Source organism: Flavobacterium pectinovorum, assembly GCF_900142715.1.
Lineage (GTDB): Bacteria > Bacteroidota > Bacteroidia > Flavobacteriales > Flavobacteriaceae > Flavobacterium > Flavobacterium pectinovorum.
The window spans coordinates 544144-558081 of the sequence record NZ_FRBX01000002.1 but is presented as its reverse complement, the minus strand read 5'-3'; the positions used below and the strand labels follow the sequence as shown (position 1 = coordinate 558081).

Below are 13938 nucleotides of genomic sequence, written 5' to 3'. Positions count from 1 at the left end.
AAGATTCTGACTATTTTTGCGAGCCAAACCTATATTAAATAATGAAACCTACTTTTACAATTATTATTTTTATTCTGTTTTTTTGTCGCGGTTACAGTCAGACTTATAAGCCCTTTGATACAATTTCATACGAAAAAAGAAAACTGTTTTTAAAAGAATTCAAAAGCAGTAATGATCAAAAAATAAAAGAAATAAAAAAAACTTATTCAGGAAAAGTGAGTAAGGAAATGGAAGCTGTGTACAAAAGTCAATTTGAAGATTTTTCAAGAACAATCGACAATAAAGAACTTTATTTTGATGAAAATCTTCAAAATTATAGTCAAAAAATACTAGCCGAAATTACACGCAATAATGCTTCTTTAAGCAACAAAAAAATCGCTGTTTACTTTTCCCGAGACACGGAAGCTAATGCATACAGTATTGGTGACGGTACAATTGTATTCAATCTGGAATTATTAAGATATTTAGCTGATGAAGCAGAAATAGGATATATTATTTGCCATGAAATAGCGCATTACACTTTAAATCACAGAGAAAAAAGTATTGAAAAAGAAATTTCATCTCAAAATTTAAAAGAAGCAAAAGCACTGGAAAAAGACCTGAAAAAATCCAAATTCAACAAACAAATTAAGTCAGAAAGTTTTGCAAAAAACAGTGTATATTCAAGAAAAAACAGATCTCGCCTTCAGGAATTCCAGGCAGATTCATTAGGTCTTGATTATTTTAAAAATACCAAATACAATAGTGCATCAAGCATTAATTTATTAAAACATCTTTCGAAAACGGATATAGAAACAGATAGTTTGCCGAGAGTTAGTTATCCTAAAAACTTCACAACTAAAAATCAGAAATTCATTAAAGACTGGGTCACTATGGAGGACTACTCTAAATACTCCTACTCTAAAGAAAATATATTTAAATGGGACGTTGATTCGTTAAAAACACATCCTAATTGCGAGCAGCGCATTGAAAAAATAAGCAAACAAGTAAAAAATACTAAGACGAATTATTACACAGATAAAGCTTTTTTTGATGATTTAAAAAAGAGAATCGAATACGAGCATATATATAGTAATTATTACTTGAAAAACTATGGTTCAAGTCTATACGATGCTCTTAAATTGAAAGAAAAAAATCCGAAAAGTATTTATTTAAAAGAAATGATTACATCAAATCTGGAAGCCCTGGCCAAAGCCAAAAAAGAAATGAGAATCAACTCTTATATACCATCAATAAATCCGAATGAACAAACAAAGAGTCAGCAGTATTATTTCAATTTCATGGCGAATTTAACTTTATCTGAGTTAGAACAATTAGCTTTGGATTATAAAAATGAACCAACAAACCCAATTAAATAAATATAAAAGCCTACTTATCCCTTATGAAAAAAACTTACTTATTATTTTTCCTGCTCCTCACGACTTTTTGTTTTAGTCAGTCCTATACTGTTTTAAATGCAGCAGCCGGAGAATATATGGCTTTTCAACCTATTTACGATGATTCTGAACTTTTTGGTTATGTAGAATTACGTACCATGAATATTGATGAAAATAACACTGTAACAATAAAATATATTGTTTTAGATAAAAATTTCAACACAATGTGTTCCGGCACTTTAATGGAAAAAACCTCTAATTCAAAACGCAAGAAAAAATTTGAAGACATTACCTATTCTGATGGTTTCATTCGCCTTGACTTTTTTGAATTTTCACAAGCTTTTGGACAAGATGCTTTTCCTTACTTTAAAACGTATCAGGTTATTGATTTAAAAAAGAACACTGTTATTAGTAAAGGAATTTATAATCCTGAAGTAAAAGACATTGACAAGAAGTATGATAAAATAGACCGAAAAGGTTATCTCTGCTACTCTTTAAATAAAACAGGTTTTTTAATCATGGAAACAAACCCGGATACAGAAATTGGGAATGAAGCTTCTATCTTTTATGCGTTGAATTTTAAAAACGAAAAAATTTGGGAATACAAGACCAATCGTGAATTGAAAAAATACCTTATGAATTATACACCTATTAATTATGATGAAAAGTACATTGTATTGGAAGGTTATTTTTATAAAAAAACAAAAAGAGAACAACGACATATTCTGGTGTTAGATGCTAAAACAGGAAAAGAATTGCTTTATCTGCCAACATCTAGTGAATATACCGTAACAAGAGAATATACTTACCTTAATGGAGATAAAATTTATACCGGTGGAAGATTTTTTGAAAAAGACTCAAAAGAAGAATACGTAACTGATGAATCTTTAGGTATTTATCAAACTATTATTGACATTAAAACAAGTAAAGTTATTAGAGACAAATATGTTAAGTACGATCAATTTCCGGATTTAAAAATCAATAAACACGGAAAAATACGCGGTGAAGGATTTTTAAGCTTTAAAAGAACAAGCATTAACCCAGACGGAACTACATTTGTACTTGGAGAAGCATATTGGCAAAAACAACAATACAGAGCTTATACACAGCTATATACATTTTTAATGGATAAAGATTTTAATCCGGTAAAAACTGTAGAATATGAAGTAAAACGTACCAGAGGATCTAAATATGATTTTTCGCAACGTTTAGCAAATAGCGCCGGAAGAGCGTATTTCTTTTTTGACAAGAATGATGATAAAGATTTAGAATTGAATATTTTAAATTATTATTTTAAATCACAAAAACAAGCAATTCAAAAAATGCCAATTACTAATGACGATAGTGCAATTAGCGTTTTTCCAGCTAAAAGCGGCTATGTTGGAATTGCAGAGTACTTTAAAAAACCGGAGAAAACCGGAAAATATATGGAAGTGCGACTTGAGAAATTAAATTATGAACGCGAATAAACCCGATTATCTATTAACAATTATATAAAACCATTAAATATGAAATTTAATATAGCCCTTTTAGCAGGAGACGGAATTGGTCCTGAGGTAATTAATGAAGCTGTAAAAGTATCTGACGCTATTGCCAAAAAATTCAATCACGAAATAACATGGACACCAGCTTTAACAGGAGCTTGTGCAATCGACGCAGTTGGAGTTCCTTATCCTGATGAAACTCATGAAGTTTGTATGAAAGCCGATGCAGTTTTGTTTGGAGCAATTGGACATCCAAAATACGATAACGATCCAAGTGCGCCAGTTCGCCCGGAGCAGGGATTATTGTTAATGCGTAAAAAATTAGGGTTATTTGCTAATGTTCGTCCTACTTTTACTTTTCCTTCTTTAATTGATAATTCTCCTTTAAAAAGAGAAAGAATTGAAGGAACTGATTTGGTTTTCTTAAGAGAATTAACAGGCGGAATTTACTTTGGAGAAAAAGGAAGAAGAGACGGCGGAGAAACTGCTTTTGACAATTGTGTTTACACAAGAGCCGAAGTGCAGCGCTTGGCTAAAAAAGGTTTTGAATTAGCTATGACAAGAAGCAAAAAATTGTGTTGCGTTGATAAAGCAAACGTTTTGGAAACTTCACGTTTATGGAGAGAAACAGTTCAGGCAATGGAAAAAGATTACCCTGAAGTTACTGTTTCATATGAATTTGTTGATGCCGTAGCCATGCGTTTGGTTCAATGGCCAAACTCTTATGATGTATTGATTACTGAAAATTTATTTGGAGATATTTTAACTGATGAAGCTTCTGTAATTTCGGGTTCAATGGGATTAATGCCTTCTGCGTCTGTTGGAGAACACACTTCATTATACGAACCAATTCACGGATCTTATCCACAAGCAACAGGATTAAATATTGCTAACCCTTTAGCGACTATTTTATCTGCAGCAATGATGTTCGAAGATGCTTTTGGTTTAAAAGACGAAGCCGAAGCGATAAGAGCAGTTGTAAATAAATCACTAGAACAAGGAATTGTTACAGAAGATTTAGCACCAAAAGGGTCAAAAGCTTACAAAACCAGCGAAGTTGGAGATTGGCTTGTAGCGAACTTATAATTAATTTGTTTCAGGTTTTATTTTGTTTCAAGTTTCAGGTTATTGAAACGTGAAACAAAATAAACTTGAAACTTGAAACAAATTTCACCGCATAAAAAAAGGGATCAACTTTCGTTGATCCCTTTTATATATTTAGAAAAAAATATTAATATCCTCCTCTGTTACCACCACGGTCATTTCCACCACGGCTGTTTCCTCCACCATAACCTCCGCGTGAATCTCCACCACGACTGTTATTGTTGAAGCTTCTTCTTTCACCTTCAGGTTTCGGTTCAGATTTATTAACCACAATTGCACGACCTTGAACAGTAGCTCCGTTCAATTCATCAATTGCTTTTTGAGCTTCAGCATCGTTTGGCATCTCAACAAAACCAAAACCTTTGCTTCTTCCTGTAAATTTATCAGTAATGATCTTAACTGAATCTACTGCTCCGTAAGCCTCGAAAGACTCTCTTAAATCTGCTTCCTCAATACTGAATGGAAGACTTCCAACAAAAATGTTCATATGTACTTATTTATAATAATGTAGCAAATGTAGTCTTATTTTTCTCTAATCTACTATATATTAGTTTATTTATGTTTTTATTTTGATTTTAAAAAGCAGAATTCAATAAAAATGGCTACTGATTATTAAAATGTTAATTAGCATTAAAATTAGAACTAACAGAAACAGGCACTTTATAAAAAACCCCTTCAGAAAAATTGATCTGTGTTTTTTCAGTGTTTTCGGCATTAGTATTTACTGCGGTAAATTTAAATGTTCCTGAAATAGTGTTATTTTCAGTATTATACTCAGTAATCACAATCTGGCCATTTCCTATATTAGTACCTGTGGTAAACTCTTCTGTTTGTGTTGAAAGAGTATTAGAATAAGATGCTTTGGAAATATCATTTTTGCCAAGAGTATAGGTTTGCGGTGATAGAGAATTAGTTTGCAATGTTACTTTTTCAAATCCTAAATATCCTTCTATAATTAAATTACCTGTCGTTGTTGTATATGCTTTATAATCTTGGGCTCTCCAAAAAACATTGTCTTTTAAGGTTTGAAATGCCGGATTATTGAATTTCACATCTTCGGTACAAGAGGTGATCATAAAAATTAATAAAAACAAATAAAGGTACTTTTTCATAGAAATGAATTTATAAGACAAAAATATTGCATTGGATATAAATATTTTAAAAACCTGCTGAAATACAACAAAAAATTAAGGAAATTTACTTTAACATATTTAATACTGTTGGGAACGCAGAATTCAGAAAAAAATTATATCTTTGCGCCCTTAATTAACAGAGGTCGAGTACCTCAAAATTTAATCATACGATTATGTCAGTAAAAATTAGATTACAAAGACACGGTAAAAAAGGAAAACCTTTTTACTGGGTTGTAGCTGCAGATGCACGCTCAAAAAGAGATGGTAAATACTTAGAGAAAATCGGTACTTACAATCCAAACACTAACCCGGCAACTATCGACTTAAACCTTGATAGTGCAGTTAAATGGTTACACAATGGTGCACAACCAACTGATACTGCAAGAGCAATTCTTTCTTACAAAGGTGCTTTATTGAAACACCACCTTGATGGAGGTATTCGTAAAGGTGCTTTAACTCAAGAGCAAGCTGATGCTAAATTATCTGCTTGGTTAGATGCTAAAGCTGGAAAAGTTGATGCTAAAAAAGACGGTTTAACAAAAGCACAAGCTGATGCTAAGGCTAAAGCTTTTAAAGCAGAGCAAGAAGTTAATGCTAAACGTTTAGCTGCTGCAGCTCAGGCTGAAGCTGATGCTATCGCTGCTGAAACTCCTGCAGTTGAAGAAGAAGTTGCTGAAGTTGAAGCAGAAGCTACAACTGAAGAAGCTCCTGCTGCTGAAGAAAATAACGAAACAACTGAAGCATAATTTTAGCTAGCGAGAATGCGTAAAGAAGAATGTTTTTATTTAGGTAAAATCGCTAAAAAATTTAGTTTCAAAGGTGAAGTTCTGGCTTATTTAGACACGGACGAACCTGAGTTATACGAAAATCTGGAATCAGTGTTTATTGAATGCAATAAACATCTGGTTCCTTTTTTTATTGAAAAAAGTTCATTGCATAAAAACGACTTTCTAAGAATTCGTTTTGAAGACATGAATACAGAAGAAGATGCAGATGCCATTATGGGAAATGCTATTTATCTTCCTTTAAGTATGTTGCCAAAACTTTCCGGCAACAAATTTTATTTCCACGAAGTTATTGGTTTCGAAATTGAAGACCAGCGTTTAGGCGTTTTTGGAAAAATTGCTGCCGTAAACGATACTACAGCCCAACCTCTTTTTGAAGTTTTAAATGGCGAGGTCGAAATGCTAATTCCGATGATTGATCATTTTCTTGTAAAAATTGATCGTGAGAACAAAAAAGTAATCATGAACTTGCCTGAAGGGCTTGTTGAAATGTACCTTTAATAAGAAATTCCAATTTTTTAAATTCCAAATTCCAATACGAAGAGTTATTTCTTAAATTATATTTGACAGAAAAAACTTTCAAAATAAATATTTTCGCTATTTTTAAATCCTATTTATTGGAATTTGAAATTTTAAAAATATTGGAATTTACACTATGACTAAACCCTACGATTTAGAGGAAAGAACTTTTTGTTTGCAAAAGAGTGTCGAATTTATATTAGAACTTTATCTCAAACAATATCAAATATTGAAGATGGAAAACAATTAATAAGATCTTCAGGCTCTATTGGAGCGAACTATATTGAAGCGAACGAAAAGCTCGGAGACAAAGATTTAATATTTAGACTTAAAACATCCCGAAAAGAAGCCAAAGAATCCAAATTTTGGCTACGATTACTTCATGAATTAAATCCAGACCAAAAAACACTTTCAGATTCCTTATTATTCGAAATAGAAGAATTACGAAAAATTTTATCTGTAATAATCACTAAAACTTCAAAATAATTATTGAGATTTTAATCTTACTTTTGCAATTCAAAAACACATAGTTTTTACTCCTTTTGCAATTGGAATTTGGAATTTCTTTTTTTGGAATTTTGCCTTTTCAGAGTTGGAATTTGGAATTTAAAAAAATTGAGATTTCTATTTATGTTTACATTCAAGCAATTTTCTATCGAACAAGACAAAACCGCTATGAAAGTCGGAACAGATGGTGTTTTACTAGGTTCTTGGGCTCCAATTCATCATAATCCGTTTAGTATTTTAGATATTGGTGCCGGAACCGGAATAATTGCTTTAATGCTTGCTCAGCGTACTTCTGCCGAACAAATTGATGCGCTTGAAATTGACGAAGATGCTTATGAACAAGCTGTTGAAAATTTTGAAAATTCGCCTTGGGGAGATCGGTTATTTTGTTTTCATGCCGGGTTGGATGAATTTATCGAAGAACCGGAAGATGAATATGATTTGATTGTTTCAAATCCTCCTTTTTATGCCGAAGATTACAAAACAGAAAACGAGCAACGCGATTTGGCACGTTTTCAAGACGCAATGCCTTTTGAGGAACTAATTGAGGCTGCTGATTTATTACTTTCTGAAAACGGAATTTTTGCTTTAATCATCCCATTCAAAGAAGAAAAAAACTTTATTGCCTTAGCCAAAGAATCTGAATTATACCCGAGTAAAATTACCCGAGTAAAAGGAACTCCAACTTCTGAAATCAAACGTAGTTTATTGGCTTTTAGCCGAAATGAAACTTCAGAAATTGAAATCGACGAATTAATTATCGAAATCAGCAGGCATGTTTATACTCCGGAGTATATTGAATTGACTAAGGATTTTTATTTGAAGATGTAAAGCAGTTTTTTCAAAGTTTTGAGCTTTTAAAAAGATTAATGTATTTGTTATTTACCATTTTTAGCAAAAAGTATTGCTCTCTCCAAAATCTCATCTTTTCCTTGCTGAATCCCCACAATAGTTCGTTTTATCTCAATATCAGGAACAATTCCAATACGCTGAACTTCTTTTTTGTTTGGATAAAAAACACCATAACACGTAAATGACGAAGAAAATCCTTTTATAATACCAAATCTATAGTTTGCACCATCTGCGCCTCCTGTCTGACTGCCAATAACAGTAGTTTTGGGAGCGGTTTGAAGCGCCATAACGTTATGTTCTGCATGACTAACCACATTTTCATCAACTAGGACAATTACTTTTCCTTTGTAATAATCTGGATTTGTTTTACCACATTTGTCAACTTCTGATCTCCAAACATAACGACCTGGAAAACTAACATCCGGATCAATATATTTAACATATTCTATTGATTCTGGATTAAGCCATTCTGCAAGGGCGTACATTACATCGTGAGGTCTTTTTCTGTTATCAAAAATAATAGCATTTGTGTTTCTAAATTCTTTAATTAAATTTGGAACATCTTCAACATCAAGCGCATCAAAATTTACATAACCAATATTTCCTTCTAAAATTTTCCATTTTTCCTCCTTTAAAAATTGAACTTTTAAATCCTGATATTTATATCTGTTTATTAATTTTACAGCTGTTTTTCCATCTCTGATAAATTCAATTTCAAAAGAGGGTGTTTTTCCATTAAAAATGGCCCAATAAGCATTTTTTAAAACTGAAGGTTCATTCGATCCTTCAACATATTTCGAATTTTCTTTTAGAATTTGGGCGATTGTTTTTCCTTCTACTTTTGTAATTACATCTCCAATTTTCAAATCGCTAATTTTTGCCAGAGAATCGTTTTTAAAACCAACAACAACTGCTTTCTGATCGATGATTTTAACCTCAACAGGAATAAATTTATCACCAAAATATTCAAACAGCTGAGGCATTTGAGTTGAACCGTGTGTGTCGTTTATTTTTATAGAAATTTCACGCAATGCTAAAGCAAAATCTTTTTCAGATTCTGGCGCAATAATTCTTGGAAGGAATTCAATTAGTGTCTTATCCCAATTTTGATCCATTTGATATTTATACGGAAAAAAATATTCAATGTAATTCCAATATCTGAACAAAGCCAAAAGACGCATATTTTTGTCTGTCCATTTAAAATCTGCATATTTTACTTCATTCTTAAATTGCAAAGGCGCACTGCCTCCGCCAAATGAATAATCAACATAATATTGTTTGCCCTGAATTCGATTTTCCTCAATAAATTTCAGTTTTTTAGAAAGTGATTTAGAAAATAATTCATTTTTATTGATCCACGACAAATCAAAGTTTTTGTCAAAATACTCTTTTTTTGAATTTATCGCTTTATACATTTTTACTTCGCCTAATGAAGTAATCCAGTTTTCCATCACTAAAGAAAATGCTTCTGCAGAGTTTGCTTCTTCTACTTTCGGCAAAACCTGAAACAATTGCTCGTCCCAATTTTTACTTCCGTCAGCAACATTTGGATGATAATATTTTAGAAATCCCCAAATTTTTGCTGTTGTAGCTAATTTTTGAGTTTCGCTGACAGGCTTTGAAAACGAATATTGGCATAATAGAAAAAAAACAATCAATAAAATCTTTTTCATTTGAAAAATTGGTTTGGTTAGTCAATGGTTTGGGGAAATAATTCTACACCTGCTCGAAAATACTTTTAAACTGATACAGTATTCTTTCGAGTAATCGTAAATCTTCTGTTACAATTTCTGCACTTCCTTTCATTTCTTGTTGAAACACAATTTGTTTCTTATAAGAGGTTTTTAATCCGTTTGGAAGAGCAACATCTAATAATAAATTTCCGTCTTTATCCGGAACCAGGGAAATATTCTGAATTTTGCCATACAATACACCAAATTCCCTATCTGGAAAATTTGCCAGACGAATATTTACTTTCTGTCCTACTTTGATTTTTCCTGAATTCAGAGCCGGAGCTTTTACTTTTCCAACAAAACCATTTTTAGCGTCGGGAATTATCGAAAACACATTATCACCCGTATTTATAGTTTGATTTTCTGTCCAAACTTGTAAAAAAGTGACAACACCGCTAACCGATGATTTCAAGGTATAATTAAGTTCCCAGTCTTTTATTACTTTTTTGAGCTGATAGAAAGACTGCGCCATACCGCGTTCCAGATTAACTTCTTCTTTAGTGCTGTTTATGTGAGAACTCTGGCTCGATTTTGTATTATCAATCAAAGCAGATCTTAATTGAGAAATAGACGTTAAAAGGCTCTTATAACTCTTTTGAGCCTGCAGATAACCTAATTTTTTGGCCTCCATTTCCTGTGCCGAAATAATTCCTTTATTGAATAAAGTTTCAAAACGTGCAATTTCATTTTTTTGAAGCTGCAACTCGCTTTCATTCAATATTTTTTGCTGCTGCAGAATATCCAATCTTTCTTTTATCTGAATTTTTTCAGAAATCTGTGCCCTGTTTTCTACTTCATACGGATGCAAACTTTCATTTAATTGCTGCGCCTGATAATCTTTCTGAAAAACAGCATAAGCGCTTTCAATTTCTCCTAACTGTGTGTTTTTTAGTAAAGCAAATGGAAATTCTTTTTTTGAATCGTTGATATTATATTCATCAACTATTTTTTTCAATAAAAACACATTTTTATAATTGGCTGTATTTTCGATAATGGCAAGTGTTGTGTTTTTTTCTACTATCGATTTATCTTTAACCAAAATCGCTTCAATTCGCCCCGAAGTTTTTGAGACTATTTTTTCTGGTGGAATATTGGTTGTAATTACAATTTCGGTATTTACAACATCCGGATATTTAATAAACCAGGACACAAAAAACAACATGAAAAGTATCACGAATATCAAAACTGTTCCCCAACGTATCATCCAATGTGGTACTTTGGTGAGAATGTCCTGAACTTCTTCACTTCTTAATTCAAATGTATCTTCTGCCATGATTAATTTCCTAATTGCAATTGATTTCTAACCAACTCAAAATAATTTCCTTTTTGTTCTACTAAAGCCGAATGTGAACCAATTTCAATGATTTTTCCTTTATCCAAAACCACAATTTGATCGGCGTTCATAACTGTACTTAATCGATGTGCGATCACAACAACGGTTTTATCTTTAAAGAAAATATCAAGTTTTCGCATAATTTCTCTTTCATTATTGGCATCCAAAGCCGAAGTTGCTTCATCAAAAAACAAAATTTCAGGGTTTTTATAAACGGCTCTGGCTATCAATAATCGCTGTTTTTGTCCGGTACTCATTCCTAAACCTTCAGAACCAATTTTTGTGTTATAACCTAGTGGTAAACCGCTTACATATTCTTTTATATTGGCTACGTCTGCGGCATAAACCAATCGTTCTTTATCGACTTTATCTACTCCAATGGCAATATTATTGGCAATGGTATCACTAAAAATAAAACCTTCCTGCATTACGGCCCCAATATTAGATCGCCATGCTTTTTGAGAAATATTTTTTAATTGTGTGTTTCCAATATTGACTTCTCCGGTATTTGGCTCATAAAATTTGAGTAATAATTTCATGAGTGTTGTTTTTCCGCTTCCGCTAACACCTACTATTGCGGTGACTTTATTGGCCGGAATTACTAAACTTAAATTTTCCAGTACCGGAATATCAGATCCTAAATATCGGAATGACAGGTTTTTTATATCAATATCGGCATCATAAGGAACATCACTTGTTTGATTTGTTTCTTGCTGGATTTCATCTTCCTTTTCATGGATTTCAGATAATCTCGCTAGTGATATTTTGGCATCCTGAAGTTCTCTGACAAATTCAATCAGCTGCGTAATTGGCCCGTTTAAACTTCCAACAATCGAGCTGATAGCCAGCATCATCCCAAGGGTAATTGAACCATCAATAACCAACTTAGCAGATAAAAAGATGATGAAAATATTTTTCAATTCATTGATCACAGAAGATCCAATGGTTTGTGTTTGTTCTAAAACCAATCCTTTAATCGAAACCCTGAAAAGTCTTGCCTGTACATACTCCCACCCCCAACGTTTTTGTTTTTCGGCATTGTGCAGCTTAATTTCCTGCATTCCGTTAATAAGCTCCATTACTTTGCTTTGCTCTTGAGAAACTTCGGCAAAACGTTTATAATCCAGCACTTCTCTCCTTTTTAGGAATAAAGTAATCCATCCAAAATAAAGAATACTTCCGGCAAAAAACACAAAGAAAATCTGGAGATTAAAGTAAGCTAAAACACCTCCCATAACAAACATATTAATTACAGAGAATAATACGTTTAAGGATGAAGTGGTTAGAATTCGTTCAATTCGTCGATGGTCATTGATACGCTGCATGATATCGCCCGTCATACGTACATCGAAAAATGAGATTGGAAGATTCATCAGTTTAATGAAAAAATCCGATATTAATGAAATGTTTATTCGGGTAGAAAGGTGGAGTAAAATCCAGCTTCTAATGAGTTCCAGGCCTGTTCTTCCGGCAAAAAGAAATAACTGCGCAAAAAGGATCAAATAAATAAAATGAATATTCTGGTTTTGTATCCCAATATCAACAATACTTTGGGTTAAAAACGGAAAAATAAGCTGTAATAAACTGCTGGCCAATAAACCGATACTTAATTGTACTAAAAATGATTTGTAACGCAAAACATATTGTGCCAATAATCCAAACCCTAATCCTTTATTTTCTTCTTTATCAAATTCTGATTGAAAAAACTTTGGAGTTGCTTCTACCAATAATGCGATTCCTTCCTGAGTTGATTCATCTGCATTATTTCCTATCCAAAATTTAAGGAAGTCTTTTTCATTATATTCTATCAATCCAAAACCCGGATCAGAAACATAATATTTCCCTTTTTTAATTTTATAAAGAACCACATAATGGTTTTTATTCCAATGCAAAATACAAGGCAATGGGGCTTCTTCCAGCCTTTTTACATTTAGTTTTACTCCCAAAGTTCTAAAACCAATTTTCTCGGCAGCATCGCTCAGAAAAAGCAAATTACTTCCTTCACGAGTTGTTTCGCTACTATCGCGTAACTCCTGAATATGGATTGTTTTGCCGTAATGCTTTGCTATTATTTTTAGACATGTAGGGCCACAATCTTTATAATCTGCTTGTTTGTAATTGGTGAATTTTTTCAATTATAAATTTGGTTTATTTAAAGCAATATTATACAAAAATTCTTAAAAAAAGAAAAATAATGATCTGAAATGTATTAAATCACAATTTCAATTTTAATCAAATTTACTAATTTCAAAAGCATTATAATTGTTTATATATCAGAATATTATATGAATAAAAAACAAAAAAACCTTGTTAACTAAATAACAAAGTTTTTATTCTTACAGTTAAAATATTTATTCTTTTAAATATTTATGATTCTAATGGGCAATTGTGGTCAATAACACCTCCACAGCCTTCACCTTCTGTAGCTATCCCTGCAAAAGTACCATCAGGACAATAACAAGCTATGGGACCACCACCTCCTGTTATACTTTTTTGTTCATTTTTACTTAAAACTTCAACACCTTTTAAATCTTTTAGGTTTTTCATAATTAGGTTTTTTTGATTTTGATTAGCTCTTCAATCCTTTTAAGACAGTTGAAGTTTCTGTCTGTTTTTTTATTTAACAGATTAATTTATCTCAAAAAAAAAACAGAGAGAAATAATCCTCTCTGTTCTTTATCTAAAAAGTGTAAAATTTAAGTAATATAATTTTCTCTAGGATATGGCACTGGTTAGCCCTAACCAATTAAAACCAACTCAGTGGCCACCTTTCCTGAGAATCCCGACACCAATCATCAATGTGGGGATATTTGCTCAATGTTCCACGATCGAGCGCCTACAAATTAAAAAAAACATGACTAAATTCTAATAAGGCTTTATCTTTATTACTTGTTTATTGTTATTGTTTAAGAAAACTAGCAACAAAGTCTGTTTGATTCGCAAATACCTGACTCCATATCCAAAGGACAATTTTCGCCAACCGACATTAACAAACATCCTGCTTCAATTGCATAAACCCAGCATTCCGGAATTCCTCCCTTCATTGATTTTTGCTCCATTTTGGTTATTTTTTGAGCACTTTCCAAGTTTAAAATTTTCTTTAACATGATTT

14 protein-coding genes are annotated in these 13938 nt (G+C 32.2%); 7 read left to right on the top strand and 7 right to left on the bottom strand.

The features are described 5' to 3' along the window. Positions 1-41: 41 nt before the first annotated feature. Genes BUE22_RS08990 through leuB form a run of 3 tightly spaced genes read left to right on the top strand, consistent with a single transcriptional unit; the run spans position 42 to position 3946 of the window. Entirely contained in the window at positions 42-1358 is a 1317-nt protein-coding gene (locus BUE22_RS08990) for a M48 family metalloprotease (RefSeq protein ID WP_073394658.1), read from the top strand. A gap of 23 nt (positions 1359-1381) precedes the next feature. Continuing rightward, positions 1382-2845: a DUF6770 family protein gene (locus tag BUE22_RS08985; RefSeq protein ID WP_124020492.1), complete on the top strand. Its 1464-nt coding sequence runs from the start codon at positions 1382-1384 to the stop codon at positions 2843-2845. 39 nt (positions 2846-2884) lie between these two features. Further along, positions 2885-3946: a 3-isopropylmalate dehydrogenase gene (gene leuB / locus BUE22_RS08980; protein WP_073394652.1), complete on the top strand. Its 1062-nt coding sequence runs from the start codon at positions 2885-2887 to the stop codon at positions 3944-3946. A gap of 145 nt (positions 3947-4091) precedes the next feature. Here leuB and BUE22_RS08975 read toward each other — a convergent pair whose 3' ends face one another. Together BUE22_RS08975 and BUE22_RS08970 are read right to left on the bottom strand one after the other, a co-directional pair. Continuing rightward, a complete protein-coding gene (locus BUE22_RS08975; protein ID WP_026982652.1) occupies positions 4092-4451 on the bottom strand; it encodes an RNA recognition motif domain-containing protein in 360 nt (119 codons plus the stop codon). Between the two features lie 133 nt (positions 4452-4584). Next, positions 4585-5076, bottom strand: a complete 492-nt coding sequence (locus BUE22_RS08970) for a DUF6252 domain-containing protein (RefSeq protein ID WP_073394649.1) — start codon at positions 5074-5076, stop codon at positions 4585-4587. A gap of 194 nt (positions 5077-5270) precedes the next feature. Here BUE22_RS08970 and BUE22_RS08965 point away from each other — a divergent pair, with 194 nt between their 5' ends. The 4 genes from BUE22_RS08965 to BUE22_RS08950 all read left to right on the top strand — a co-directional run bounded on the left by BUE22_RS08965 (position 5271) and on the right by BUE22_RS08950 (position 7739). Further along, complete coding sequence (locus BUE22_RS08965; protein WP_042563312.1) at positions 5271-5843, top strand: 30S ribosomal protein S16; 573 nt, start codon at positions 5271-5273, stop codon at positions 5841-5843. Between the two features lie 15 nt (positions 5844-5858). Beyond that, positions 5859-6383 (top strand): ribosome maturation factor RimM, encoded by a 525-nt coding sequence (gene rimM, locus BUE22_RS08960; RefSeq protein ID WP_042563311.1) that lies wholly within the window; start codon positions 5859-5861, stop codon positions 6381-6383. Positions 6384-6572: 189 nt separating this feature from the next. After that, positions 6573-6887, top strand: a complete 315-nt coding sequence (locus BUE22_RS08955) for a four helix bundle protein (RefSeq protein ID WP_243396778.1) — start codon at positions 6573-6575, stop codon at positions 6885-6887. A gap of 144 nt (positions 6888-7031) precedes the next feature. Then, positions 7032-7739, top strand: coding sequence for a tRNA1(Val) (adenine(37)-N6)-methyltransferase (locus BUE22_RS08950; RefSeq protein WP_073395024.1), 708 nt, complete (start codon positions 7032-7034; stop codon positions 7737-7739). A 47-nt stretch (positions 7740-7786) separates the two neighbouring features. Here the strand turns inward: BUE22_RS08950 and BUE22_RS08945 are convergent, their stop codons facing one another. The 5 genes from BUE22_RS08945 to BUE22_RS08925 all read right to left on the bottom strand — a co-directional run bounded on the left by BUE22_RS08945 (position 7787) and on the right by BUE22_RS08925 (position 13933). Further along, positions 7787-9433 carry a S41 family peptidase gene (locus BUE22_RS08945; protein ID WP_073394637.1) on the bottom strand — a complete coding sequence of 549 codons (1647 nt, stop codon included), beginning with the start codon at positions 9431-9433 and terminating at the stop codon, positions 7787-7789. Between the two features lie 43 nt (positions 9434-9476). Then, positions 9477-10766 (bottom strand): HlyD family secretion protein, encoded by a 1290-nt coding sequence (locus BUE22_RS08940; protein WP_073394636.1) that lies wholly within the window; start codon positions 10764-10766, stop codon positions 9477-9479. Between the two features lie 2 nt (positions 10767-10768). Next, positions 10769-12961, bottom strand: coding sequence for a peptidase domain-containing ABC transporter (locus BUE22_RS08935; RefSeq protein WP_073394635.1), 2193 nt, complete (start codon positions 12959-12961; stop codon positions 10769-10771). A 232-nt stretch (positions 12962-13193) separates the two neighbouring features. Next, positions 13194-13373: a hypothetical protein gene (locus BUE22_RS08930; protein ID WP_042563306.1), complete on the bottom strand. Its 180-nt coding sequence runs from the start codon at positions 13371-13373 to the stop codon at positions 13194-13196. Between the two features lie 368 nt (positions 13374-13741). Further along, positions 13742-13933 (bottom strand): hypothetical protein, encoded by a 192-nt coding sequence (locus tag BUE22_RS08925; RefSeq protein ID WP_042563305.1) that lies wholly within the window; start codon positions 13931-13933, stop codon positions 13742-13744. Positions 13934-13938: the final 5 nt, after the last annotated feature.

Bases quoted from the DNA above. Each gene is read 5' to 3' on its own strand.
- BUE22_RS08990 (WP_073394658.1), top strand. From the start codon at position 42: ATGAAACCTACTTTTACAATTATTATTTTTATTCTGTTTTTTTGTCGC.
- BUE22_RS08985 (WP_124020492.1), top strand. From the start codon at position 1,382: ATGAAAAAAACTTACTTATTATTTTTCCTGCTCCTCACGACTTTTTGT.
- leuB (WP_073394652.1), top strand. From the start codon at position 2,885: ATGAAATTTAATATAGCCCTTTTAGCAGGAGACGGAATTGGTCCTGAG.
- BUE22_RS08975 (WP_026982652.1), bottom strand. From the start codon at position 4,451: ATGAACATTTTTGTTGGAAGTCTTCCATTCAGTATTGAGGAAGCAGAT.
- BUE22_RS08970 (WP_073394649.1), bottom strand. From the start codon at position 5,076: ATGAAAAAGTACCTTTATTTGTTTTTATTAATTTTTATGATCACCTCT.
- BUE22_RS08965 (WP_042563312.1), top strand. From the start codon at position 5,271: ATGTCAGTAAAAATTAGATTACAAAGACACGGTAAAAAAGGAAAACCT.
- rimM (WP_042563311.1), top strand. From the start codon at position 5,859: ATGCGTAAAGAAGAATGTTTTTATTTAGGTAAAATCGCTAAAAAATTT.
- BUE22_RS08950 (WP_073395024.1), top strand. From the start codon at position 7,032: ATGTTTACATTCAAGCAATTTTCTATCGAACAAGACAAAACCGCTATG.
- BUE22_RS08945 (WP_073394637.1), bottom strand. From the start codon at position 9,433: ATGAAAAAGATTTTATTGATTGTTTTTTTTCTATTATGCCAATATTCG.
- BUE22_RS08940 (WP_073394636.1), bottom strand. From the start codon at position 10,766: ATGGCAGAAGATACATTTGAATTAAGAAGTGAAGAAGTTCAGGACATT.
- BUE22_RS08930 (WP_042563306.1), bottom strand. From the start codon at position 13,373: ATGAAAAACCTAAAAGATTTAAAAGGTGTTGAAGTTTTAAGTAAAAAT.
- BUE22_RS08925 (WP_042563305.1), bottom strand. From the start codon at position 13,933: ATGTTAAAGAAAATTTTAAACTTGGAAAGTGCTCAAAAAATAACCAAA.